18 protein-coding genes and 2 riboswitches are annotated in these 25,339 nt (G+C 64.6%); of the genes, 10 read left to right on the top strand and 8 right to left on the bottom strand.

The features are described 5' to 3' along the window. Positions 1 to 45 precede the first annotated feature (45 nt). Positions 46 to 495: a cache domain-containing protein gene (locus tag AC0IYS_RS18505; protein ID WP_471706554.1), complete on the top strand. Its 450-nt coding sequence runs from the start codon at positions 46 to 48 to the stop codon at positions 493 to 495. Positions 496 to 507: 12 nt separating this feature from the next. Continuing rightward, positions 508 to 2,136, top strand: a complete 1,629-nt coding sequence (locus tag AC0IYS_RS18500) for a methyl-accepting chemotaxis protein (protein WP_471706553.1) — start codon at positions 508 to 510, stop codon at positions 2,134 to 2,136. 105 nt (positions 2,137 to 2,241) lie between these two features. Here AC0IYS_RS18500 and gcvP read toward each other — a convergent pair whose 3' ends face one another. Genes gcvP through gcvT form a run of 3 tightly spaced genes read right to left on the bottom strand, consistent with a single transcriptional unit; the run spans position 2,242 to position 6,693 of the window. Then, entirely contained in the window at positions 2,242 to 5,136 is a 2,895-nt protein-coding gene (gene gcvP / locus AC0IYS_RS18495; RefSeq protein WP_471706552.1) for an aminomethyl-transferring glycine dehydrogenase, read from the bottom strand. Positions 5,137 to 5,139: 3 nt separating this feature from the next. Next, positions 5,140 to 5,520 (bottom strand): glycine cleavage system protein GcvH, encoded by a 381-nt coding sequence (gcvH, locus tag AC0IYS_RS18490; RefSeq protein WP_471706551.1) that lies wholly within the window; start codon positions 5,518 to 5,520, stop codon positions 5,140 to 5,142. 51 nt (positions 5,521 to 5,571) lie between these two features. Then, the gene (gene gcvT / locus AC0IYS_RS18485) at positions 5,572 to 6,693 is read right to left on the bottom strand and encodes a glycine cleavage system aminomethyltransferase GcvT (protein ID WP_471706550.1); all 1,122 of its coding nucleotides are present in this window, start codon (positions 6,691 to 6,693) and stop codon (positions 5,572 to 5,574) included. A gap of 75 nt (positions 6,694 to 6,768) precedes the next feature. After that, a riboswitch (glycine riboswitch) is annotated at positions 6,769 to 6,894 on the bottom strand. Between the two features lie 44 nt (positions 6,895 to 6,938). Next, positions 6,939 to 7,035: riboswitch (glycine riboswitch) on the bottom strand. A gap of 150 nt (positions 7,036 to 7,185) precedes the next feature. Here gcvT and AC0IYS_RS18480 point away from each other — a divergent pair. Then, positions 7,186 to 7,746, top strand: a complete 561-nt coding sequence (locus AC0IYS_RS18480; protein WP_471706549.1) for an ATP-dependent Clp protease proteolytic subunit — start codon at positions 7,186 to 7,188, stop codon at positions 7,744 to 7,746. Positions 7,747 to 7,812: 66 nt separating this feature from the next. Here the strand turns inward: AC0IYS_RS18480 and AC0IYS_RS18475 are convergent, their stop codons facing one another. Both AC0IYS_RS18475 and AC0IYS_RS18470 read right to left on the bottom strand, forming a co-directional pair. Then, positions 7,813 to 8,007 (bottom strand): hypothetical protein, encoded by a 195-nt coding sequence (locus tag AC0IYS_RS18475; RefSeq protein WP_471706548.1) that lies wholly within the window; start codon positions 8,005 to 8,007, stop codon positions 7,813 to 7,815. Between the two features lie 171 nt (positions 8,008 to 8,178). Continuing rightward, the gene (locus tag AC0IYS_RS18470; RefSeq protein WP_471706547.1) at positions 8,179 to 10,008 is read right to left on the bottom strand and encodes a methyl-accepting chemotaxis protein; all 1,830 of its coding nucleotides are present in this window, start codon (positions 10,006 to 10,008) and stop codon (positions 8,179 to 8,181) included. A gap of 239 nt (positions 10,009 to 10,247) precedes the next feature. On the opposite strand from AC0IYS_RS18470, the gene AC0IYS_RS18465 reads away from it, so the two are divergent. After that, complete coding sequence (locus AC0IYS_RS18465; RefSeq protein WP_471706545.1) at positions 10,248 to 12,623, top strand: DUF1631 family protein; 2,376 nt, start codon at positions 10,248 to 10,250, stop codon at positions 12,621 to 12,623. A 20-nt stretch (positions 12,624 to 12,643) separates the two neighbouring features. Here the strand turns inward: AC0IYS_RS18465 and AC0IYS_RS18460 are convergent, their stop codons facing one another. Beyond that, positions 12,644 to 13,282, bottom strand: a complete 639-nt coding sequence (locus AC0IYS_RS18460; RefSeq protein ID WP_471706544.1) for a LysE family translocator — start codon at positions 13,280 to 13,282, stop codon at positions 12,644 to 12,646. Positions 13,283 to 13,608: 326 nt separating this feature from the next. Between AC0IYS_RS18460 and AC0IYS_RS18455 the strand changes: the two genes are divergently transcribed. The 6 genes from AC0IYS_RS18455 to AC0IYS_RS18430 all read left to right on the top strand — a co-directional run bounded on the left by AC0IYS_RS18455 (position 13,609) and on the right by AC0IYS_RS18430 (position 23,071). Beyond that, on the top strand, positions 13,609 to 14,127 hold the full coding sequence (locus tag AC0IYS_RS18455; RefSeq protein ID WP_471706543.1) for a phosphatase PAP2 family protein: 519 nt from the start codon (positions 13,609 to 13,611) through the stop codon (positions 14,125 to 14,127). 125 nt (positions 14,128 to 14,252) lie between these two features. Next, positions 14,253 to 17,780 (top strand): chromosome segregation protein SMC, encoded by a 3,528-nt coding sequence (gene smc, locus AC0IYS_RS18450; RefSeq protein WP_471706542.1) that lies wholly within the window; start codon positions 14,253 to 14,255, stop codon positions 17,778 to 17,780. Beyond that, positions 17,777 to 18,997, top strand: a complete 1,221-nt coding sequence (locus tag AC0IYS_RS18445) for a cell division protein ZipA C-terminal FtsZ-binding domain-containing protein (RefSeq protein WP_471706541.1) — start codon at positions 17,777 to 17,779, stop codon at positions 18,995 to 18,997. Before smc ends, AC0IYS_RS18445 begins: the two co-directional genes overlap by 4 nt. A gap of 14 nt (positions 18,998 to 19,011) precedes the next feature. Next, positions 19,012 to 21,345: an NAD-dependent DNA ligase LigA gene (gene ligA, locus AC0IYS_RS18440; protein ID WP_471706540.1), complete on the top strand. Its 2,334-nt coding sequence runs from the start codon at positions 19,012 to 19,014 to the stop codon at positions 21,343 to 21,345. Positions 21,346 to 21,363: 18 nt separating this feature from the next. After that, the gene (gene def, locus AC0IYS_RS18435) at positions 21,364 to 21,900 is read left to right on the top strand and encodes a peptide deformylase (RefSeq protein WP_471706539.1); all 537 of its coding nucleotides are present in this window, start codon (positions 21,364 to 21,366) and stop codon (positions 21,898 to 21,900) included. A 112-nt stretch (positions 21,901 to 22,012) separates the two neighbouring features. Continuing rightward, a complete protein-coding gene (locus AC0IYS_RS18430) occupies positions 22,013 to 23,071 on the top strand; it encodes an AI-2E family transporter (protein WP_471706538.1) in 1,059 nt (352 codons plus the stop codon). Positions 23,072 to 23,099: 28 nt separating this feature from the next. Here AC0IYS_RS18430 and AC0IYS_RS18425 read toward each other — a convergent pair whose 3' ends face one another. Beyond that, on the bottom strand, positions 23,100 to 24,728 hold the full coding sequence (locus AC0IYS_RS18425; RefSeq protein ID WP_471706537.1) for a methyl-accepting chemotaxis protein: 1,629 nt from the start codon (positions 24,726 to 24,728) through the stop codon (positions 23,100 to 23,102). A 169-nt stretch (positions 24,729 to 24,897) separates the two neighbouring features. After that, positions 24,898 to 25,323, bottom strand: a complete 426-nt coding sequence (locus tag AC0IYS_RS18420) for a hypothetical protein (RefSeq protein ID WP_471706536.1) — start codon at positions 25,321 to 25,323, stop codon at positions 24,898 to 24,900. Positions 25,324 to 25,339: the final 16 nt, after the last annotated feature.

Here is a 25,339-nt window from a genome sequence, read left to right as displayed (position 1 = left end):
AGGGTACGGGGCGTAGATTACAGCATGTTACCTGCGGGGAAAATCATGCGCGCCATGTTCGGAATCGTCACATTGTTAAGCTGTTTATCGGTCAACGTCGCCGCCAACGCCGATCCGGGCGAGAAGGATGCCGTCGCGCTGGCCGAGCGGGGCGCCTTGTTCATCAAAACCTACGGCAAGGCGGAAATGATCGCCCGCATCAACCGCAAGGACCCGCTGTTCAACCAGGGCGCGCTGTACCTGGCCATGCGCGACATGCGCGGCATCACCATCGCCCATCCCACCAACGCGTTGATCGGCAAGGATTTCCTCGACGTGCCGGACGCCGACGGCAAGGCCTTCCGCCATGAGATGGTGGCCGTCGCCCAAGGCAGCGGCAAAGGTTGGGTCGACTACAAATTCCGCAATCCCGCAACCGGCAAGGTCGCACCCAAGAGCACCTACGTGCTGCGGGTGGACGACGTGGCGCTGGAAGCCGGCATCTATAAACACTGACCGGTCAACGTCATGCTCAGCAAACTTCGTATAGGTCCCAAACTGTTGTTGGCGCCCGGTGTGGTGTTGATCCTGCTGATTTGCCTGTCGGCCGGGGCTTACCTCGGCATGGTGCGGCAAAACGAGTCGCTCGAAAACATGGTGCAGCAGCGCGCGGTGCGCCTGAAGGCCACCGCCGACCTGGTGGCCGGCGCCAACCGCGCGCACACCGAAATCTACCAGCTGCTCACCTGGATCAATGCCAGCTTCGCGCCGCCGCGCATCGACGCGCTGGTGCGCGACATCCATACCCGCCACGCGGCGCTGGACCGCCAGTTCGCGCAGCTCGAAATGGTCACCCAATCGAATCCCGCCGAGCGCCGCTTCGTGGTGCAGTCGCAGGCCGCGCATAGCCAGTATGTCAAGGCGATCGCCGATGTGATCGAGCTGGGGATGGCCGATCATTCGATGGCCGCCAACGCCATGTTCAAGGCCGAACGCGCGTTCGATGTGGTGTCCCAGCGGCTCGATGAGCTGTCAAGGCTCGAACAATCGCTCAGCGAGCGTGCTTTCACGGAGGCTGAATCGGAGTTCACCAGCGTGTCGGTCTGGATGCCGATCATGGTAGCGATATCAATTATCTTGTCGCTACTGGTGACGATGGCGGTGCGTAACGCGCTACTGAAGGAGGTGCGCGAGATCGGCTCGGCGGCCATCGATCTGGCCGAGGGCAACCTGACGGTCAAGAACCGCGTCTATGGCCGCGACGAGATCTCCGAGACCTCGCGCGCGCTCGACACCAGCATCCGCAACCTGAACACGACGCTCAAGACGATACTGGCGTCGGCCGAATCGATGGACTCGGCGTCGCGCTCCGTGGTTCAAGGCAGCGTGGATCTGACGCAGCGCGCCGAAAGGCAGGCGACCTCGCTGGGGGAGACCAGCGGCGCGATGCGTGAGCTCAGCTCCACGGTCGCGCAGACGGCGAACAACGCCCAATTGGCCAATCAACTGGTGCGCTGCGCCACCAACTTCGCGGTGCGCGGCGGCAGCGTGGTGCAGCGGCTGGTGGGTACGATGGCGTCGATCCGCGGCAGCTCGCGCAAGGTGGTGGACATCGTCGGCGTCATCGACGGCCTGGCGTTCCAGACCAATCTGGTGGCCTTGAACGCGGCGGTGGAGGCGGCGCGCGCCGGCGCCCAGGGCGAAGCGTTCGCACAGGTGGCCAGCGAGGTGCTGGTCCTGGCGCAGCGCTCGGCGACGGCGGCGCACGAGATCAAGGCCTTGATCGCCGAGTCGGTGGCCGAGATCGAGGGCGGCGCGCGCTCGGTGGAGGAGGCCGGCGACAGCATGGCGGAGATCGTGGCCTCGGTGCAGCAGGTGGGCGACATCATCGGCCAGATCAGCGAGGCCAGCGCCGAGCAGGCCGAGGGTTTGCAGGGCGCGCACATGGCGATCCTCGAGATGGACCAGGTGACGCAGCAGAACCTGGCGCTGGTGCGGCAGGCGGCGGCGGCGTCCACGGGGTTGCAGCGGCAGGCGCTCAATCTGTCCGAGGCGGTGGCGATGTTCAAGCTGGAGGATGGTCAGGAGCCGAACGTCCCCCAGCAACCGGGCTCGCCGCGGGTGGTGCGCCTGCGGCTGGCGTCGATTAGGAATTGAGCGCACACCCGCAACCATCGCCGCACCGGATTGGATAATAAAAAGCAGGCAAACCGTGAGGCTTGCCTGCTTTTTGTTTGCGCGGCGTGCCGCGCAAACTCTCGCTTACTCGTAGTCGCTCATCGGCGCGCAGCCGCAGAACAGGTTGCGGTCGCCGTAGACGTTGTCGGCACGGCCGACCGGCGGCCAGTACTTCTGCTTGCGCAGCGACGGCACGGGGTAGGCCGCCACTTCGCGGCTGTACTTGTGCTCCCACTTGTCTGCGGTCAGCACCTCGGCGGTGTGCGGCGCGAACTTCAACGGATTATCCAGCTTGTCGAATTCGCCGCTTTCCACTTTGGCGATCTCGCCGCGGATGGCGATCATGGCGTCGATGAAGCGGTCCATCTCGGCCTTCGATTCGCTTTCGGTCGGCTCGATCATCAAGGTGCCCGGTACCGGGAAGCTCATGGTCGGCGCGTGGAAGCCGAAGTCCATCAGGCGCTTGGCGACATCCTCGTTGCTGATGCCGGTGGCGTCCTGCAGCTGGCGCAGGTCGATGATGCACTCGTGCGCCACCAGGCCGTCGTGGCCCGAATACAGCACCGGGTAGTGCGGCGACAGGCGGCGCGCGATGTAGTTGGCGCTCAGGATCGCGGTTTCGGTCGCGGCGGTCAGGCCTTCGGCGCCCATCATCGCGATGTACATCCACGAAATCGGCAGGATGCTGGCCGAGCCGTACGGCGCGGCGCTGACCGAACCGATGCCGGCGTTGTCGCGGATATAGCCATTCGAACGCTGGTTCGGCAGGAACTTGGCCAGGTGGGCGCCAACGCCGATCGGGCCGACGCCCGGGCCGCCGCCGCCGTGCGGAATGCAGAAGGTCTTGTGCAGGTTCAGGTGCGAGACGTCGCCGCCGAACGCGCCCGGCGCGGCCACGCCGACCAGCGCGTTCATGTTGGCGCCGTCGATGTAGACCTGGCCGCCATGGCTATGGACGATCTCGCACAGCTCCTGGATGCCTTCCTCGAACACGCCGTGGGTCGAAGGGTAGGTCACCATGACGGCGGCCAGGTTCTTCGAGTGCAGTTCGGCCTTGGCCTTCAGATCGGCCAGGTCGACGTTGCCGTTGGCGTCGCAGGCGGTGACCACCACCTGCATGCCGACCATGTTGGCCGACGCCGGGTTGGTGCCGTGCGCCGACGATGGAATCAGGCAGATGTTGCGGTGGCCTTCGCCACGCGACTGGTGGTAGGCCTGGATTACCAGCAGGCCGGCGTACTCGCCCTGCGAGCCGGCGTTCGGCTGCAGCGAGATGGCGGCGTAGCCGGTCACCGCGCACAGCATCTCTTCCAGCTGCGCGATCATTTCGCGGTAGCCGATGGTCTGGCTGTCCGGCGCGAACGGGTGGATGTTGGAGAACTCGGGCCAGGTGACCGGGATCATCTCGCTGGTGGCGTTCAGCTTCATGGTGCATGAACCCAGCGGGATCATGGTGCGGTCCAGCGCCAGGTCCTTGTCCGCCAGGCTGCGCAGGTAGCGCAGCATTTCGGTTTCGGAGTGGTAGCGGTTGAAGACCGGGTGCGTCAGGTAATCGCTCGAACGCGCCAGCGATGCCGGGAACGATTCGGCGACGGCCGCTTCGACGGTGTCGAAATCCGGGCCGTGGGCCGGGCCGCCGACAGGGTGGGCGAACACGGTCCACAGCAGGGCGATGTCTTCGCGCGTGGTGGTCTCGTCGAGCGAGACGCCGACGTGCGAGGCGTCGATCACGCGCAGGTTGACGCCGTGCGAGTGGGCCGACGCGTGCAGCTGTTCGGCGTTGGCGGTGGCGACGGTCAGCGTGTCGAAGAAGGTGTCGTTGGTGACGGTGTAGCCGAGCGTCTTCAGGTTAGCCGCCAGCACGCCGGTGTAGCGGTGCACGCGCTGGGCAATCTGCAACAGGCCTTTCGGGCCGTGGTAGACGGCGTACATCGACGCCATCACCGCCAGCAGCACCTGTGCGGTGCAGATGTTGGAGGTGGCTTTTTCGCGGCGGATGTGCTGCTCGCGGGTTTGCAGCGCCAGGCGGTAGGCCTTGTTGCCCTGGGCGTCGATGGTGACGCCGACCAGGCGGCCGGACATGCTGCGTTTGAATTCGTCGCGGGTCGACAGGTAGCCGGCGTGCGGGCCGCCGAATCCCAGCGGGACGCCGAAGCGCTGGCTGTTACCGACGACCACGTCCGCACCCCATTCGCCCGGTGGCGTGAGCATGGTCAGCGCCAGCAGGTCGGCGGCGACAACCACCATCGCGCCCTTGGCCTTGACCGCCTCGACGCCGGTTTTGTAGTCGCGCACCACGCCGTTAACGCCGGGGTACTGCAGCAGCACGCCGAAGGCGTCACCGATGCCGGAAAGTTCGGCAGGGTGGAAGCCCTTGACTTCGATGCCCAGCGGCTTGGCGCGGGTCTCGACCACTTCGCGCGTTTGCGGCAGCACGTCGTCGGCGACGTAGAACACGTTCGACTTCGACTTGCCCACGCGCTGGATCAGGGTCATCGCTTCGGCGGCGGCGGTGCCTTCGTCGAGCATCGAGGCGTTGGCGATGCCCATGCCGGTCAGGTCGGTGATGGTCTGCTGGAAGTTAAGGATCGCTTCCAGGCGGCCTTGCGAGATCTCCGGCTGGTACGGCGTGTAGGCGGTGTACCAGGCCGGGTTTTCGAAGATGTTACGCAGCACCACGCCCGGCGTCAGCGTGTTGTAGTAGCCCTGGCCGATCATCGACTTCAGGACCTTGTTCTTGCCGGCGATTTTTTTCAGCTTGTTCAACGCTTCCTGCTCCGGCATCGGCTGGGTGTATGCGCCGAGCGGCAGGGTGGCCTTGTTGCGGATGTTGGCAGGGACGATGGTGTCGATCAGGGCGGCGCGCGAGGCGTAGCCGAGGACCGCCAGCATGGCTTCCTGTTCTGCGGCGTCAGGGCCGATGTGGCGTGCGATGAAAGCGTCGCGTGCTTCAAGTTGGGTCAGGCTTGAACGGGTCATAATTTACGCTTCGGTGGTCTTGCCGTAGGCGGCTGCGTCCAGCAGGCCGTCGATCGCGCTGGCGTCGGCCGGCTTGATCTTGAACAGCCAGGCGGCGTAGGCGTCGCTGTTGATCGACTCCGGGGCGCTGGCCACGTCTTCGTTGACGGCGATGACTTCGCCCGACACCGGCGCGTAGATGTCGCTGGCCGCCTTGACCGATTCCACCACGGCGGCGTCGTCGCCGGCCGTGTAGCTCTTGCCGACCTTCGGCAGTTCGACGAAGACGATGTCGCCCAGCGCGTCCTGCGCGTACTCGGTGATGCCGACGGTGACGGTGCCGTCCGACTCAGCGCGCACCCATTCGTGGGATTCGGTGTACTTCAGGTCTGCAGGAATATTCATGTAAGGCTCCAGATGGGTAGGGGGCGGGTTCGAACTAGGATACTAAATCATTTAAACGGCGAGGATTTTACCGTTGCGGACGAAGGGCAGCTTGACCACCGAGGCGGCCAGCTTCTTGTCGCGGATCTCGACGTGCACGGTGTCGCCGACGGCCACGCCGTTGGGCACGCGCGCCAGCGCGATGGCCTGCTGCATGGTCGGGCTGAAGGTGCCGCTGGTGATCTCGCCGACGGCGTCGGTGCCGGCCACGATGACTTTCTGGTGGGCGCGCAGCACGCCGCCTTTTTCGCGCAGGATCAAGCCGACGAATTGGGCGTTCTGGCCCATCGCCTGCAGGGCAGCCTTGCCGATGAAGTCGCGCTCGGACACCAGGTCGATGGTCCATGCCAGGCCCGCGTCGAGCGGGTTGACGGTTTCGTCCATGTCCTGGCCGTACAGGTTCATGCCCGCCTCCAGACGCAGCGTGTCGCGGGCGCCCAGGCCGGCCGGCTTGACGCCGGCGGCGGCCAGCGCGTTCCACAGCTTCTCGGCCTGGTCGGCGGCGACACCGATCTCGAAGCCGTCTTCGCCGGTGTAGCCGGTGCGGGCGATCATCGCCTCGCCGAAGGCGGCGCTGTGCGCGAAGGCGACGTTGAACGGTTTCATGTCGGTGGTGCCGGCCTTCGATTCGGGGATCACGTCCCACACCTTGGCGCGCGCGTTCGGGCCCTGCACGGCGATCAGCGCCATGGCGTTATCACCATCCCGGCGCTGCGTGATTGTCACGCCGCTGTTGGTGGCGGCGTTCTGCGCCTGCATCCACGCCACGTCTTTTTCGGCGGTGCCGGCGTTGACGACCAGGCGGAACCAGCTCTCGTCGATGAAGTAGACGATCAAGTCGTCGATGACAAAGCCCTGCGGATTGAGCATGCACGAGTACAGCGCCTTGCCCGACACCTGCAGCTTGTCGACGTTGTTGGCCAGCAGGCCGCGCAGGAAGGCGCGCACGTTGGCGCCCTTGATGTCGACCACGCACATGTGGGCGACGTCGAACATGCCGACGTCGGTGCGCACGGCGTTGTGTTCTTCGATCTGCGATCCGTAGTTGACGGGCATGTCCCAACCGCCGAAATCGACCATCTTGGCGCCGGCGGCGCGGTGTGCGTTATTGAGTGGGGTGGCTTTGAGCGTCATAATTCCTCGGTCCATATCGAAAAGGGGTTAACAGAACATACAAGGAACGGCTAAAAAGCTGTTTCCACAATGATCGCAGACCCCTCTGTCCTTGGTACCTGAGAGATTACGGGCGAATCGACGCGAAGTCGAACTCGATTCCCGTGCGCCCCTTCGGTGGGCCGCCGGCGTGTGCCGCGGCCGCTCTCCAGAGTTGGACCAGTTGGCATCCCGCCGCGATAAAAAATCGAACGGCGGCCGCGCTGGTCCCTTGATCGGTCCTTTTGCCTGAGAGTTTTTGGGTAGTGCCCCTTCGGCGGCTGCGTTGGCGTATCGCCCGCAACCCTCTCCCGATCAAGACTCGGGAATATATGTCAGAAGGGCCTGAATGTCAATCTTGCGGGCAGGGCTGGATGGGGTGGTGGGCGGGGGCGCGCACGAATGGCGTGCAATAAAAACGCTATATAAACAACTATTTGCTAGAATAAATCACACTTATTCGAGAGCCCACCCATGAGCCAAGATCCAAATTCCTACGAGGGCCACGCGTGGTTCACCCTGTCAGGCGACGTCAACAGTGACATGGTGCGCCGTGTCTTCGACGCCGTTGCCGATATGACGGAGGACCGCATCACCACCGCCCACATCCTGATCCAGTCCAACGGCGGCTATGTCAGCGACGGCATCTGTCTGTACAATTACCTGAGCAAGTTGCCGATCAAGATCGTCACCTACAACGCCGGCGCGGTGGCGTCCATCGCCGTGATCCTGTTCCTGTCCGGCGAGGAGCGTTATGCCAGCGACACGGCGCGCTTCATGGTGCACAAATCGCACGCCAGCGCGCCGCACGGCGCCCGGCCGGACGCGTTGCGCATCATCGTCGAAGGCTTGCAGGCCGACGACGCCCGCACCGAGCAGATCCTGCGCGAACACGTCAAGCTGACCGAGGAGCACTGGCGCACGCACGCGTACTCCGACCTGCACCTGACGGCGGCCGAGGGCGTGGCGGTGGGGATGGTCAACGCCGTGAAGGACTTTGTGCCGCCGCGTGGACAGCGCGTGGCCAATATTTGATTGCAAGCTGAAACGGGAGCGGCGCCAGGGAGGCGCCGCCATGCCGCTAATTATGGTGGAGCCTGATTAGCGGTTTTTGTTGCCCGTCTGTTTGTTGCCGTCGTTTTTATGGCTTTGCCGGCCGGCTTCCACATGCTGCTCATGGGTGCCGCCCTGGGTGCCGGAGCGCGAGCCGCTGGACGACCCTTTGTCGCCCGATTGCTTGCTGCTGCCTTGACTGGAGCCTTGCTTGCTGCCACCGCTTTTTTGATTCGAGTTCATTTTAGTTCCTTTGTGAAAGTGAAAGAACGTACTCGCCACAAGCGCGCCGTGCTGACTGGAAAAACGGTGACACCGTGCGCGTTTCTGGTAGAGCAATGATGCGTTTTCGCTCAGGCACTTGCTATCGGAGTGCGTCTTGGGGGGCTGTAGGAACATGCCTCGCACTCGTCATTAAAACTCTTCCCATTCGACCTCACTGTTGAGCTTGCCGGATGCCTTGCCCAGTCCGCTGGCGGCGCCGGCGCGGGCGGGCGGACGGCGTGGCGCGACCGTGCGTTTTCCCGGCGAGGGCAGTGCCGGCTTGATTCGTTCGCGGCGCGCGCCGGCGGTGGCGAGCGCCGGCGGCGTCTCCTCGTCGTCGCGCATGTCCGCCGCGCCTGGCATGCCGGCGATGCCACGCGTTTTGAGCGCCTCGGCGGCGACCAGCGGCTGCCGCGCCCGCGCTTCCCGGTCCGCGCCGTCGTGCACGGCGAACGCACCGATCGCCTCGTTCAGCTTGCCCGTTTCGTCGCGCATCGACGACGCTGCGGCGGCCGCCTGCTCGACCAACGCGGCGTTTTGCTGGGTCACCTGATCCATCGCCGCGATCGCCCGGTTGACTTGCTCCAGGCCGGCCGTTTGCTCGGCGCTGGCGTCGGCGATCTCTCCGATCAGCCCGGTTACCCGCTGGACGCTGCCCACCACCTCGTCCATCGTCAAGCGTGCCTGGTCGGCCAGCTGCGTGCCGCGCACCACCTTGTCGACCGAGTCGTCGATCAGGCTTTTGATCTCCTTGGCGGCCGCCGCGCTGCGCTGGGCCAGGTTGCGCACTTCGGAGGCGACGACGGCGAAGCCGCGTCCTTGCTCGCCGGCACGGGCCGCTTCGACCGCAGCGTTCAGCGCCAGGATGTTGGTCTGGAACGCGATGCCGTCGATGACGCCAATGATTTCCGCGATTTTCTTCGAGCTGTCGTTGATCGACGCCATCGTGCCGACCACTTGGCCGACATCGCTGCCGCCGCGCACCGCCACCGCCGACGCCGACACGGCAAGCTTGTTGGCCTGCACCGCGTGCTCGGCGTTTTGTTTGACGGTTGCCGTCAGCTGCTCCATCGACGAGGCGGTCTCTTCCAGCGAGGCGGCCTGCTGCTCGGTGCGGCTCGACAAGTCCAGATTGCCCTCGGCGATCTCGGCCGACGCCTGGCCGATCGCCCGCGCGCCGCTTTGCACCTGGGCGATCATCGTCATCAAGCTGTCGTTCATATGCTGCATCGCCTGCAGCAGCTTGCCGGTTTCATTGCCGGACCGTACTTCGATGCGGGTGCTCAAGTCGCCGTCGGCAATGCGCTGCGCCACCAGCATCACTTGCTGCAGCGGCGCCGAGATCGAGCGCGCCAGCCAAAACGCCAGCAGCACGCCAAAGCCGATCGCCGCCGACAGCAGGGCCAGCGTGACGATGCGCCCGGCCAGGTACGCCTGGTCGGCGCCTCGTGCCGCCTGCCGGCCGCCTTCGAGATTGCTGGACAGTAATTTGTCGAGCTGGCCGCTGACGGCGTCGAACGCCGGCAGCGACGAGCCCTTGAGCACCGCGACCGCCTCGTCCTTTTTGCCCTCGTTGGCCAGCGCCATCATTTTGTCGTGCGCGAGCAGGTAGGAAGCGGCCATCCGTTGTAATTCCGCCGCCTGCGGCATGAGGTTTGCATCGTTGATGGTCTTGCCGAGCTTGTCAGCATTGTCACGGAACGCGGATAGTGCGAGACTTAGTTTTTGCTCGGAACCGTCGATGCTGGCCTTGTCGCTGATCACCACGTGTTCGAGCTTGCGCAATTCCTGCACATTGTTTTTGAGCGACAGCACGGCGATCGATTGCGGCAGCCAGGTGTCGGACAGCTGCGTCGACGCGCGGTCGATGTCGCCCATGCGCGCGAGTGAACTCAGGCCCAGCAGCACGGTCAGGACCAGCACGGTGGCGAAGGCGATCAGCAATTTGCTGGAGGTTTCCAGGTTATGCAGGTATTTCATGGATATCCTTGGTGAGGGAAGCGACGGCGAGGGCGGGAGCGGGGCGGACCATATAATGATGTTAAGCAAAGTCCAAGCTTGTTCATTGCGCCTCGTCAAAGCAGTTGTTGGAACGAGGAAAGTGGTACACAGCCCGCAAGGGGCAAAAAAAATCGCCGATTCTTTCACTGCTGGTATTGCCATGCGGAAATACTGTGTAAGAATGGGGTCTACGGATCGATCACCAGCGGGCCGACACGATGGCGAATACTTCAACCACCCCGAGCACCAGCGGCGCGCCGATAAAGACGGTCACGCCGCGGCATGGCTTGCTGGAGGACTTGATCGGCATCGCCGTCAAGCACGCGGGCGATCAATATCTGGCGCTGGCCGCCAAGCTGGCCGGCGCGCTGATCGACGCCACCGACGGGGATACGCGCACCATCCAGCAACGGCTGCGCGCCGGCAATTTGCTGCGTAACCGCCATTTCGCGTTCTTGCATCTGGCGACGGAGGCATTGGAAAACACGCTGCGCCAGGAGATCGCACAGTTGGCGCCGGCCGCGAAAGACAAACGTAGCGGCGCCGGGCAGCCGATGTCGCTGGTGCCGTTCGAGGAAATGGACAAAAGGGTGGCGCTCGGCGGCGCCAGCAAACCGTTCGAATCGTTGCATTCGGACGCGTTGCAGACGCTCAATGTGCGGCTGGCGTTCCTGTTGGGCCGCGATATCTTGCGCGTGAGCCAGAATCCGTTTCGCCCCGAGGTGTTCCTGTCGGCCTTGCAGCGAGCCTGGCTGCAATTCGATCCCGAGCCGGAGTCGGCGCCGTTGTTGCAACCGCTTGTCAAACCCGGCATGTTCATCGAACTGGGACCGATGCTCGAAGCGCTGGACCTGGCATTGCAGGGCAAGGGCGTAATGCCGGGCTCAGTGGATGGCTACAAGGGCCGCAAGGCCGACGCGGCCAAGCAGGCGGCGGGCGCCCGCGCGCGCGGCAACCAGGCGGCCTTGGCCCAGCAACTGCGCCAGTTCTTCGCCTCCAGCGACGTCGCCGGTTCGGCCGCCGGCCAGATCGTCGACAAGATCGCCGGCGGCCTGCTGCAAGGCGCCGGCGTCATCGATCCGGGCATTCCGGACGTGCCGATGCCGGCGCTGAACGCGGGCGGCGTCTGGGTCCAGGGGGCGGCACAAGGTTTCCAGTCGCGCGGCGTCAGCAACGAGCAGGCGCAGCGGCAGTCGCAGATCGGCGCCAGGCAGCCGCTGTTCGCCTATCTGGCGCAGTTGCAGGCGACCGCGGTGGGCAAGCACGGATCGGACGGCGAGCCGGCCGCAAGCGCCGCCGCCATGCCGGCCAACGTGTTCTACCTGCCCAACATCAAGCAAAGCATGCCGCAAGGCAGCCTGACGCGCGCCGACGAAAGCACCTTCGATTTGCTGACGGCGATCTTCGACACCGTTTTCCGCGACCAGAACATTTCGCAGGAGATACGCGACCTGATCCGTTTCCTGCAGATTCCCGTGCTCAAGGCCGCGCTGGTCGACAAGAACTTCTTCTTCCAGGAGGAACACCCGGCGCGCCGCATGATCGATCTGCTGTCGCGCATGGGCTGGGAGCAGCGCAATGGGCCGGAAGATCCGTTGTTCAAGGCGATGCAGCGCAGCGTCGACCGCGTCGGCCGCGACTACGACCATGAACTGTCGGTATTCGCCCAGGCCGTCAGCGAGTTGGAAGCGTCGATCCTGGCCGAAGAGCGGGTCGCCGCGGCCACCATCGCGGAGCCGATCGCCGCCGCGCTAAAGCAGGAAAAGATGGCGGAAGCGGGCAAGCTGGCGAAAAACGCCGTGGCCCTGCGCATCGGCACCGGCGAGGTCATCGCGGTGGTGGAAGCGTTCCTCGAACAGCGCTGGGTCTCGGTGCTGACCGTCGCCTACAGCATCGAGGACGGCAAGCCGGGCGCCGTCAACAACGCCACCAGGGCCATGGACGAACTGATCTGGAGCGTGCGCCCCAAGCTGAACGCCGACGACCGCAAGCTGCTGATCTCCAAACTGCCCGGCATGCTCGCCACATTGAACAAGTGGCTCGACGCGATCAAGTGGCAGGACGCCGACCGCCTGCAATTCTTTGCCGAGCTGGCCGAGTGCCACGCGTCCATCGTGCGCGCGCCGCTGGACCTGTCGCCGGAACGTCAGCTGGACATATCGGTGCAGGTGGCGAAGCAGGCCGCCGAGCGGCGTCTGCAACTGCAGGCGAAGGCGGAGGCGGCCGACCAAGCCGAAGCCGAGGCGCGCGCCAGCCAGCCGGAGCTTGAAGCGGCCGAGGAGGAGGCCGCCATCGAAGTCGAGGGGCTCAGGCGCGGCATGTGGCTTGAGTTCGCGCAGCCGGACGGCGGCCGGCGCCAGGTCAAGCTTGCATGGATCAGTCCGCTTCGCACGCTGTATATTTTCTCGACCGCGTCGCGGCAGGAGGCTTTTTCGCTATCGGGCGAGCAATTGGCGCGGCAATTCCGGGATGCCACCGCGCGGGTGGTGCGCAACGACGGCGTGGTGGCCATGGCGCTGTCCGAAGCGCTGGCGCGCGGCGCCGTCAACGAAGCCTCGGCCGATCCGGCTCGGCGCGCGTCCACTTCAGGCTGACCTCGGTCCGACGCGTCTGTTTACTTGACGGTCAGCAGCGCGCCGCCCATGCCGATGAACAAGGCGCCGGTGGTGCGTTTGGTGAAGCGCGAACGGGCCGCGCTCTGGCGCACCCGGCGCTTCATCCACGACGCGCACACCACATAAAAGAAGTGCGACAGCAGGCTGCACGCGGTGAAGGTCGACGTCAGCAGCAGGAAGCGCATCGGGTCGATGTGGTCCGGCGGCATGAATTGGGGGAACACGGCGGTGAAGAACAGGATCGCCTTGGGATTGCTGATCGCCACCAGCAGGCCGGAGCGGAAGGTGCTCCAGCGGCTGGCCTGCGCGACCGGCGCCGCCGGGGCTGCGTCATCGGCCTGGGCCGGCGCCTTCGACGCCTGGCGCCAGGTTTTCACGCCGAGATAGATCAGATAGGCGGCGCCCGCCACCTTGACCGCGCCAAAAGCCAGCGCGGAGGTCTTGAGCACCAGGCCGAGGCCTGCGACGGCGGTGGTGGCGACGATGAATACGCCCAGCGCGTTGCCCAGGGAGCTATACAAGGCGCGGCGCGCGCCTTGCGTGGCGGCCGTCGAGATGGCCATCAGGACGCCCGGCCCCGGACTGAAGGCCGCCGCCAGGGAAACGGAGAGGAATAACAGCCAGGTCGAGAGTGTCATAAAGCGTATCCGATCAAACAACAGTGAGCATAGGCAACAGTATGCCACGCCGCCGCCGAAGCTGCCGGCGGCCCTCTTTATCCGACTGCCGGCACGCATTTTGCGCGCTTATCTTTTGCCTTATTCAAGTTGATTTACGGCAATTGTTCGGTCAAATACGGCTGGGTGTGTTTTAATGATGGTGCAGTGCAAAAAAATTGAAAGGCGGTGATTGGATGATGTGGTGGCATGCTTTAAGCGTAGCGGGTAGTTTGGCGGTAACGGGACCCATCGGGGTGGCAATCGGCGTTTGGCTGCTCGCGGGCAAGTCGTGGAGACTTTCGTGGATGTGGGCGCTGTTGTTCGGCATCGGCATGACCCTGGTGGTCGTGACCAAGATGGCGTTCGTGGGCTGGGGGATCGGCGTCGCGTCGGTCGAGTTCGCGGGCTTTAGCGGCCACGCGATGCGCGCCGCGGCCGTCTATCCGGTAGCCGCCTTCCTTGCCTTCCGTAGCTCCAGCAGTAACGCCAGGTATGCGGCCACCGCCGCCGGGGTCGTCTTCGCCATCCTGATCGCCATTTCGCGCGTGCCCATGATGGCGCATTCGGTCTCCGAATCGGTCACCGGCTGCATCCTGGGGCTGGCCGTCGCCGCCGCTTTCATCCGCTTTGCCAGCACCGAGCAGCACTGGGCGCTCAGCCGCATGCTGGTCGTGCTGTGCCTGCCGATCGTATTGATCGCGCCGCGCGTCGAACCGGTGCCGGCGGAGCAATGGATCACCGAGGCCGCGCTGTATCTCTCCGGCCGCGACCAGCCCTACACCCGCGCCATGTGGGCCGAGTCCAAGCACCGCGCGCACCAGTAGGGCGCCACGCCGGGCGTGGGTCCCGGCTGCGGCTGGGGTCCGTCCCTCAACCGGGGTTTCAACCTTATTTAATGCGCTAAATGGTATTATTGTGATCTTTTACAGCCCATAGCCCAGATAATCACGTGCGTCTATCTTCCATTAAATTGTCGGGATTCAAGTCTTTCGTTGATCCCACCAATTTCCAGGTGCCGGGCCAGCTGGTTGGCGTGGTGGGACCGAATGGTTGCGGCAAGTCGAATATCATCGATGCCGTGCGTTGGGTGCTGGGGGAATCGAAGGCCTCGGAATTGCGCGGCGAATCGATGCAGGACGTCATTTTCAACGGCTCGACGCATCGCAAGCCGGCCGGGCGGGCTTCCGTTGAACTGGTCTTCGACAACAACGACGGCAAGGCCGCCGGCCAATGGGGACAGTACGCGGAGATCGCCGTCAAGCGCACCTTGACGCGCGACGGCACCTCTACCTATTACATCAACGGCCAGCCGGTGCGCCGGCGCGACATCCAGGACATCTTCCTCGGCACCGGCCTCGGTCCGCGCGCCTACGCCATCATCGGCCAGGGCATGATCAGCCGTATCATCGAATCCCGTCCCGAAGAATTGCGCGTGTTCCTCGAGGAGGCGGCGGGCGTTTCCAAATACAAGGAACGCCGCCGGGAAACCGAGAACCGTCTGCACGATACCCGTGAAAACCTGCTGCGCGTTGAAGATATCCTGCGCGAGCTGAATTCGAATCTGGAAAAGCTGGAAGGGCAGGCCGCCGTCGCGACCAAATTCCACCAGCTGCAATCGGACCAGGAAGAGAAGCAAAAGCTGCTTTGGCTGCTGCGCAAGGTCGAAGCCGAGAACGAGCAGAAAAAGTACTTCCGCGAGGTGGAGCAGGCGCAAAACGATCTGGAAGAACAGACCGCGAAGCTGCGCAACGTCGAGGCGACCCTGGAGCACATGCGCCAGGCGCATTTTGCCGCCGGCGACCGCCTGCACACGGCGCAGGGCAGCCTGTATCAGACCAACGCCGAAATCGGCAGCCTGGAAGCGCAGATCAAGTTCGTCATCGAATCGCGCGGCCGCCTGCAATCGCAGCTGGCCGCCCTGACCGCGCAGCGCGACCAGTGGCAGAACCAGGCCACCGAATACGGCGGCCAGATCGAGGAAGCCGAATTCACGCTGGAAGAACTGTCGGCCAAGGTCGAACAATCGCAGATGATGGCCGAGCAAAAAGGCGAGTCGTTGCCGATGCTGGAGCAGGCCTGGCGCGAGGCGCAGACCAGGAGCACCGAATCGCGCGCCCGCATCATGCAGGCGCAGCAGCAGCTGGAACTGGAATCGGCGCACCAGCGCAACGCCAACAATATCCTCAATGGCCTGGCCGTGCGGCGCGAGCGCCTGCAGCAGGAAAAGAGCGGTCTGAGTCTGCCGGACAGCGCGCACCTGACCAATATGCGCATGCAGCTGGAGGAAAAGCAGCAGGCGCTGGAAGAACAAAGCTTCCTGCTGGAGGAGGCGCTGGAGCAGCAGCCGCGCCTTGAAGAGGAACGCCAGGCCGCGCAGCAGCAGGTCAATAGCGAAACCGCCGCCAACGCCCAACTGGAAGCGCGCCTGAACGCGCTGCGCCAGTTGCAGGAACGCGTGCAGACCCAGGGCAAGGTGACGCCGTGGCTGCAAAAGCACGAGCTGGATTCGCTGCCGCGCCTGTGGCAAAAGCTGAATATCGAATCGGGCTGGGAGACGGCGCTGGAATCGGTGCTGCGCGAGCGCACCTCGGCGCTGCAAATGTCGAACATCGAATGGGCCAAGGCCTTCTTCGGCGACGCGCCGCCGGCCAAGCTGGCGTTGTTCGCGCCGTCGACGGCGGTGCCGCCGGCGCCGGTGGAAGCGCCGGGCCTGAAACCGTTCCTGAATCTGCTCAAACTCAACGACCCGTCGCTGCGCGGCCTGCTGCAGGACTGGCTGCACAACGCCTACCACGCCGAGGACGCGGCCGAAGCCTTCGCCGAACGCGCCAGGTTGCCGGCGGGCGGCTACTTCGTCACCCGCCAGGGCCACGTCGTCACGCAGAACAGCGTGCGCTTCTACGCGGCCGACTCGGAGCAGGACGGCATGCTGGGACGGCAGCAGGAAATCGAGAACATCACCAAGCAGCTGCGCGCGCAGCAGATGCTGGCCGACGAAGCGCGGGCCCGTTCGGTGCGCGCCGAGGCGGCGCTGTCGGAACACACGCGCCGCCTGACCGAATACCGCGCCAAGCTGCAAAGCCTTCAGCAATCGGTGCACACCTTGCAGCTCGATGTCGTCAAGCTGTCGGAGATCGAGGCGCGCTTCAACCAGCGCAGCAACCAGATCGAAACCGACCTCGCCGAAATCGCCGCGCAGGAGGAAGAACAGACCCACATCAAGATGGAGTCCGAGGAAAAGTTCGAGCAGCTCGATATGGAGCTCGGCAACCTGCAGGGCGACCACGAGGACGGCCAGACCGTCTTCCTGGAAAAGGAACAGCGCCTGGCCGACGCCCGCGAAGCCTTGCGCGATCTGGAGCGCGCCGCGCAGGAGGCGCAGTTCGCGGAAAAATCCCAGCGCAACAAGATCGAGGAATTGCGCCGCTCGATCGCCACCGCGACCGCGCAGGTGGCGCAGGTGACGCAAAGCCTGGAGGCGGGCCAGCATGAACTGGCGACGATGGAATCCGGTTCCGCCAACGACGGCCTGCAGGACCTGCTGGGCCGCCGCACCGACCAGGAGAAGGCGCTGTCGGACGCGCGCCATGAACTGGACCAGATCACGCAGCAGCTGCGCCAGTTCGAGGAAGGGCGCATGTCGACCGAGCGCGCGCTGCAACCGCAACGCGACAAGATCATGGAAATGCAGCTCAAGGAGCAGGCCGCGCGCCTGAACCAGGAGCAGTTCGCCGCGCAGCTGGCCGAGGTGCAGGCCGACGAGGCGACGCTAGCGGAGAAGCTGCATCCGGAGATGAAGGCGTCGTATTTGCAGGGCGAGGTGACGCGCCTGACCAACGCTATCTCGATGCTGGGCGCGGTCAACCTGGCGGCGCTGGACGAGCTGGCGACGGCCTCCGAGCGCAAGAACTTCCTCGATTCGCAGAACGCCGACTTGAACGAGGCGATCAACACGCTGCAAGACGCCATCGCGCGGATCGACAAGGAAACGCGCGATCTGCTGCAAGACACTTTCGACCGCGTCAACGGTCACTTCTCCGAGCTGTTCCCGATCCTGTTCGGCGGCGGCCAGGCCAAGTTGATCATGACCGGCGATGAAATCCTCGACTCCGGCGTGCAGGTCATGGCGCAGCCGCCGGGCAAAAAGAACGCCACCATCCACCTGCTGTCCGGCGGCGAAAAAGCGCTGACGGCGACGGCGCTGGTGTTTTCGATGTTCCGACTTAACCCGGCGCCATTCTGCCTGCTCGACGAGGTCGACGCACCGCTGGACGACGCCAATACCGAACGATTCTGCCGGATGGTCAAACGGATGTCCGACCATACCCAATTCCTCTTCATCTCGCACAATAAGATTGCGATGGAGATGGCCAATCAACTAATCGGTGTGACGATGCAGGAGCAGGGCGTATCGCGCATCGTGGCGGTGGATATGCAATCCGCCGCCAATTTCGCTTCAGAGGCACAAGCAGCATGACAGACCTTCAAATGAGTTTGATCGGGATCGCCGGCGTATTCGTCGCCGGTGTCTTCACCTACAACAAAATCCAGGAATACAAGGCCAAGAAGAGCGTCGAACGCGCCTTCGCGACCGATCATGACGATGTGCTGATGCGCACCGGCGAGGCGGCTTCGCCTGCCGCGGCGCGTCCCGAGCCGCGTCTGGAACCGCGCGTCGACCCGGTCGGCGGCCCGCGCCAGGAACCGAGCTTCTCGCTCGACGGCGACACGTCCTCGCCGGGTGTCGCGGCGGGCTCCGAGGCGGCCGTCGCCGCGTCGCTGGGCGCCGTCGGCGGCGACTTCAGCACCGACCCTGTCGATCCGTCCTCGTCGACCGAGGCGGCAGAAGCGGCCATGATCGCGCGCGCCAACGCGGCATCGGCGGCCGCCGCCGAACAGGCCACGGCGCTGGTCGACCCGCTGATCGACTGCCTGCTGCCGCTGGCGCTGGAAGGTGCGGCGCGCGGCGACAAGCTGCTGCCGGTGCTGCAAACCCTGCGCATGGTCGGCAACAAGCCGGTGCACTACATCGGACTGGCCGTCAGCGGCGACTGGGAGCCGATCGTCCACGGCGGCGTCTACACCAAGCTGCAAGGCGGCGTGCAACTGGCCAGCCGCAGCACCGCGCTGAACGAACTGGAATACTCGGAACTGGTCACGCGCCTGCGCGCCATGGCCGACGAAATCGGCGCCGAGCCGGAAATTCCGGACATGATCGAAGTGATGGCCGAGGCGCGCAACCTGCACCGTTTCGTCGCCGGCCACGACGCGCAGCTGGGCGTCAACCTGCAATCGAACGGCGCGCCGTGGGCGATTTCGACCCTCATCGGCGCGCTGGAAAAGCAGGGCTTCGACGTGCGTCCTGACGGCCGTTTCGTCATGCCGGACGGCGACGGCGGCTTCCTGTTCTCGCTGTCGACCAACGTCACGCTGGCCGAGGAAACCACTTCGCGTTTGACGTTGCTGCTGGACGTGCCATGCGTGGCGCCGGCGCGCGACGGTTTCGGCGCCATGGTCGCTTGCGCCAAGTCGCTGGTGGGACGCCTGGACGGGACCATCGTCGACGATTACAACCAGCCGCTGACCGATGCCGCGCTGGGCGAGATCGCCACGCAGGTACAGGACTTCTACACCGAGATGAACGAGGCCGATATTCCGGCCGGTTCCACCCGCGCACTGCGTTTGTTTAGCTGATTCTGGAAGTAGCAATGACTGAAGTGGATTACAAGGCGCGTATCGAATCGCTGAGCGCTGAGCTGAACCGGCACCTGCACGCCTATCATGTGGAGGACGCGCCCACCATCCCGGACGCGGAGTACGACAAGTTGTTCATGGAGCTGCAGGCGCTGGAGCTCGAGCACCCCGAGTTGGCGCTGGCCGACTCGCCGACCAGGCGCGTGGGCGCGGCGCCGCTGCCGCAGTTCGACCAGGTCACGCATTCGGTGCCGATGCTGTCGCTGAATAATGGCTTCGCCGACGAGGATGTCGAAAACTTCGACCGCCGCGTGCGCGAGGGCCTGGACGCGGCTGGCGCCGTGGAATACGCGGCCGAAGTCAAATACGACGGACTGGCCATCAACCTGCGCTACGAGAACGGCATACTGGTGCAAGCTGCCACGCGCGGCGACGGTTACACCGGCGAGGACGTGACGGCCAATATCCGCACCATCCGCACCATTCCGCTGCGCCTCAAAACGTCCAATCCGCCCGCCGTCCTCGACGTGCGCGGCGAGGTGCTGATGTTCAAAGCCGATTTCGACGCCATGAACGCGCGCCAGCGCGAAGCGGGGCAGAAGGAGTTCGTCAACCCGCGCAACGCGGCGGCGGGCAGCCTGCGCCAGCTCGATTCGCGCATCACCTCCGCGCGCAAGCTCAGTTTCTTCTGCTACGGGATCGGCATGCTCGATGGCGCCGACATGCCGCCGTCCCATTCCGCGCTGCTGGAGTGGTACCGCACGATGGGCCTTCCGGTCGCGAAGGAGGGCGCGGTGGTGCGCGGCTGCGAAGGCCTGATGAAGTATTACAAGCAGATCGGCGAAGCGCGGCCGGGCATGCCGTACGAAATCGACGGCGTGGTCTACAAAACCAATCTGGCGCAGGACCAGCGCACTTTGGGCTTCGTCTCACGCGCGCCGCGTTTCGCGCTGGCGCATAAATTCCCCGCCGAGGAGGCGCTGACCACCGTGCAGGCGATCGAAGTGCAGGTCGGCCGCACCGGCGCCATCACGCCGGTGGCGCGGCTGGCGTCCGTGTTCGTTGGTGGCGTCAACGTCACCAACGCCACCTTGCATAACGAAGATGAAGTGCGCCGCAAGGACGTCCGCGTCGGCGACACGGTGATCGTGCGCCGCGCCGGCGACGTGATTCCCGAAGTGCTGGCCGTGGTGCTGGAGCGCCGCCCGACGCCGGAACCGGCGATGTACGAGCTGCCTAAAACCTGCCCGGTGTGCGGCTCGCACGTGGTGCGCGAAGAGGGCGAGGCGATCGCCCGCTGCTCCGGCGGTTTGTTCTGCTCCGCCCAGCGCAAGGAGGCGATCCGCCACTTCGCCGGCCGCAAGATGATGGATATCGAAGGCCTGGGCGACCGCTACATCGACAGTCTGGTCGAATGGGGCAAGGTGCAGCGCGTGGCCGACCTCTACTCGCTCAAGCTCGACGACCTGCTGGAGATGAAGCGCCTGGCCGACGAGCGAGATGGCACGACGCCGGAGACCGTCGCCAAGGGCAAGATCGCCACCAAGTGGGCCGACAATCTGCTGGAGGCCATCGCCGCCAGCAAGAACCCGCCGCTGGAACGGCTGCTGTTCGCGCTCGGCATCCGCCACGTCGGCGAATCCACCGCCAAGACCCTGGCCGAGTGGCTGGGACGTTTCGACCTGATACGCCGCGTGCCGGCCGCGCTGCTGCGCGTGCTGCCCGATATCGGCGGCACGGTGGCGCTGTCGATCGCCGAATTCTTCGCCGAGCCGAAAAACCAGGAGGCCATCGACGCCTTGCTGGCCGCCGGCGTGACGCCGAAAGGCGAGCATCCGCCCAGCGCCAAGCTGCGCGAGAAGCTCGACACCGTCAAGCTGATGGCCGCGCTGGGGATCCCGAAACTCACCGAGCCGCGCAGCAAGCAGCTGGTCGACCAGGGCATGAACCTGAAGGCGATGTCCAATCTGCCGATCTTCACCGTGTTCGGGCTGCCGGCTGCCGTCGGAGAATCGCTGACGGAATGGATGGCCGAACCGGGCAACCGCGAACTGGTCGCCTCGCTGCACCAGTTGCGCGAGGACCTGCTGGCGCAATTGCCGGAGGAAGCCGCCGAAGGCCCGCTGACCGGCAAGACCTTCGTGCTGACCGGGACCTTGCCGAACCTGAGCCGCGACCAGGCGGCCGCGATGATCGAAGCGCAGGGCGGCAAGGTCTCCGGTTCGGTCTCGAAGAAGACCCACTATCTGGTGGCGGGCGCCGATGCCGGCAGCAAGCTGGCCAAGGCGCAGGAGCTGGAAGTGACCATCCTCGACGAGGCGGGCCTGCAGCAACTGCTGGCGAAATAAAGAAAGAAGGGTGGCGAGATGACCGTACGTGAAATCCTGAAGATGGGCGATCCGCGCCTGCTGCGCGTGGCCGAACCGGTGACCGAATTCGGCACGCCGGAGATGAACCAGCTGATCGCCGACATGTTCGACACCATGCACGCGGCCAATGGCGCCGGGCTGGCGGCGCCGCAGATCGGCGTCAACCTGCAGCTGGTGATCTACGGCTTCAAGCAAAATCCGCGTTATCCGGACGCGCCGCAGGTGCCGGAAACGGTGCTGATCAATCCCGTCCTGACGCCGCTGTCGGACGAAAAGGAAGAGGGTTTCGAGGGGTGCCTCTCGGTGCCGGGGCTGCGCGGCAGCGTGCCGCGATGGACCAAACTGCGCTACGAAGGCGTGGACCAGTTCAACCAGCCGATCGCGCGCGACGTCGACGGTTTTCACGCGCGCGTGGTGCAGCATGAAGTCGACCATCTGCTCGGCATGCTGTACCCGATGCGCATTACCGATTTCTCCAAGTTCGGCTTCACCGAGGTGATGTTCCCGGATCTCGATCCCAACGACGACGATTAACGAGTGTTGTTGTCCGGCGGCGCCGCTGCGGCGACTGTTAGGTGGCGTACGCGGGCGTAGTGCGGCTTCGCCTATGATATGAAACTAGATCATCATTCAAATAACTATAAACATGCCACAATTCTCGTTCCAACAAAAAATATTCCTGGCCCTGCTGGGCCTGGTCACCATCGCCTTCGTCTGGATACTCGCCCCTTACGGCGGCGCCATTTTCTGGGGCATCGTGCTGGCGATCCTGTTCGCGCCGATCTACCGCTGGCTGCTCCAGCGCACCCGCAACAAATCCGGCCTCGCCGCGCTCCTGACGCTGCTGTTGATCATAGTGATCGTCATCCTGCCGCTCACACTCGTTTCGATATCGATCGTCAACCAGGCCGCCTCGGTGGTGGAACTGGTGCGCTCGGGCGACATTTCGGTCGGCATGTACTTCAACAAGCTCATGGCCGCGTTGCCGAACTGGTTGATCAGCCTGCTCGACCGCTTCCACCTGACCAGCCTGGCCTATCTGCAGGACAAGCTTACCGAAGCGGCCTCGCAGGTCAGCCAGGAGGTCGCCACGCGCGCCATCAACGCCGGCCTGTACACGGTCGACTTTCTGACCAGCCTGTGTATTTTGCTGTACTTGCTGTTCTTCCTGCTGCGCGACGGCGACAAGCTGTCGAAGAAGATCAGGTCGGCCGTGCCGCTGAGTCCGAAATACAAGCAACGCCTGTTTCAGAATTTCACCACCGTGATCCGCGCCACCGTCAAGGGCAACATCCTGGTCGCCATCGCGCAAGGCGCCCTCGGCGGGCTCATCTTCTGGTTCCTCGACGTGCGCGCGCCGGTGTTGTGGGGCGTACTGATGGCCTTCCTGTCGTTGCTGCCGGCCATCGGTGCGGCGATCGTCTGGGCGCCTGTCGCGATCTACTTCCTGGCGACAGGGGACGTGTGGCAGGGCGCCACCCTGGCTGCCTTCGGCGTGTTCGTCATCGGCCTGGTCGACAATTTCCTGCGTCCGGTGCTGGTCGGCCAGGACACCAAGATGCCCGATTACGTGGTGTTGCTGTCGACGGTGGGCGGCATGGCCTTGTTCGGGCTGAACGGCTTCGTCATCGGCCCGGTGATCGCCGCCCTGTTCATCGCCGCCTGGGACCTGTTCGCCACCGCCCCCGAGTTTCATCCCGAGTGAGGCCTACGCAAGAGCGCGTGTCCGAATGTCAGACTTGACCCCGAAGCGTCGGTCGCGAATACGCCTTACGCGGAGCGGGCGCTTCCCGGTCGTCCAGCCTGAACACGCCGACAACGCGCGCCAGATTGGCGGCTTGCGTTTCCAGCGCGTCGGCGGCCGCTGCCGCCTGCTCGACCAGCGCCGCGTTTTGCTGCGTCACCGCATCCATCGTGCCGATCGCCACGTTGACCTGCTCGATGCCGGAGGTCTGCTCCGCGCTGGCGGTCGAGATCTCGCTCATGATGTCGGTCACCCGCTTGACGCTGTCGACGATGTCGAGCATCGTCGCGCCGGCTTCGTTGACCAGTTTGGTGCCGGTGTCGATCTTGTCGACCGAGTCGCCGATCAGCGTTTTGATTTCCTTGGCGGCGGCCGCCGAGCGTTGCGCCAGGTTGCGCACCTCGCTGGCGACGACCGCGAAGCCGCGACCCTGTTCGCCGGCCCGCGCCGCTTCGACGGCGGCGTTGAGCGCGAGGATGTTGGTCTGGAAGGCGATGCCGTCGATGACGCCGATGATGTCGACGATGCGCTTCGACGAGTCGTTGATCGAGCTCATCGTTGTGACCACTTCGGCCACCACGTCGCCGCCCTTGACGGCCACCCGCGACGCCGACAGCGCCAACTGGTTGGCCTGGCGCGCGTGCTCGGCGTTTTTCTTTACGGTACCGGTCAACTCTTCCATCGACGAGGCGGTTTCTTCAAGCGTGCCGGCCTGCTGCTCGGTGCGGCCGGACAGGTCCAGGTTGCCCGCCGCGATCTCGGCGGAGGCCTGCGCGATGGTCTTGCTGCCGGCGCGCACCTGGCCGATGATATCGACCAGGCTGTCGCGCATGACGCGCATCGCATGCAGCAGGCTGCCCTGGTCGCCGGCCTTGGTGTCGATAACCACGGCCAGGTTGCCGGCCGCGATGCTGCCGACGATGTCGGCCGCGTAGGACGGTTCGCCGCCCAGTTCGCGCAGCAGGCCGCGGCTGATGCGCCAGGCCGCGAACATGCCCACCACGATGGCGATGGCGCACAGCACCACCATGAAGACGAAGAAGCTGGAAGCGACGTGGCGTGCCTGCGCCGCTTCCTCCCGGCTCATTTTTTCTTCCAGATCGATCATGGTGTTGATCGAGGCCAGCCAATCGACGAACGCCGGCGCCGCCTTGGTCTGCAATACGGTGGTGGCCTCGGCGATATTGTCGGCTTTGCGCAGCGCGATCACCTGGTTCAACAGGGCCACGGTGCGGGTCTCGCTGGCCTTGATGCCGGCCAGCGCCGCGCGCTCCTCGGTCGTCAGGTCAGCGGCGGTAGCGAAAATCTGGTCGAGCGGCGTGGCCGACTTCGTGTAGGCGTCAGCCAACGTGGCGATTTTGTCGAGTTCGATCTGCAAGGCGGCCGGGTTGGCGGACAGGACAACGTCTCGCGCGGCGATCGAACGGTCGTGCACGCTGCCACGGAAATTAATGGCGTAGCGTTGCTTGACGTTGTTGACGTCGCTGATATGGGTAAGCATGCGTTCGATGCTCGATACACGGCCGATGCCCAAGCCGGTCAGGGCTGTCATCAGCACAAACACGGCGCCGAAACCGATCGCCAGACGCGTGCCGATCTTCATTCCCTTGAACTTCATGATAGCCTCTATTGCAGTTGTTCTATTGATAAAATTGTTGATATTTCCGTAAGGCAATTTACGACTGTAACACAGCCGGCCTGTTATTGCTCGTGGGTAAAATATTTGGAGCGGGTGGACGCAACAACGGGATAGCCCGTTCGACTGTTATCCCCGACCGGGATGTGCGTCAGTCCTGTTCGGCGCCCAGCAGGTCGCGCGCATTCAGCAGCGCGTAGATGATCTCGGGATGCTGGCCGAAGCAACGGCGTATCGCGGCGGGAATGTTTTCGCGGGTGCGGCGGCACAGGCCGGGTTGGTCGGCGAGCTTGATCTGCAAACCCATAACGGTGCGCACGCCGTTGGCGCTGGGCGTGATCGTCAGGCGGATGCCCAGCAGTTCCTGCATGCGCTGCTCGATGCGGCCCAGCGCTTCGTAGCTGTCGATCGCTTCGATGCGGGCGATCAGCGCTTTTTCCTCTTCGCGCGTCAGCCGCAACACGCGGATGTCGGTCTGGCCGTCGCGCTCCCATGCGTCCAGCAGCTCGCCATGCCGGCATTCGCACGCGCCGGGCGGGCACTCTTTGCGGATGGGAAATGGCAGGGCAGAAGGCATGGACGGACTCGCGACA

Source organism: Duganella sp. AC237 (genome assembly GCF_979254035.1).
This window is presented reverse-complemented; position numbering and strand designations above follow the sequence as displayed.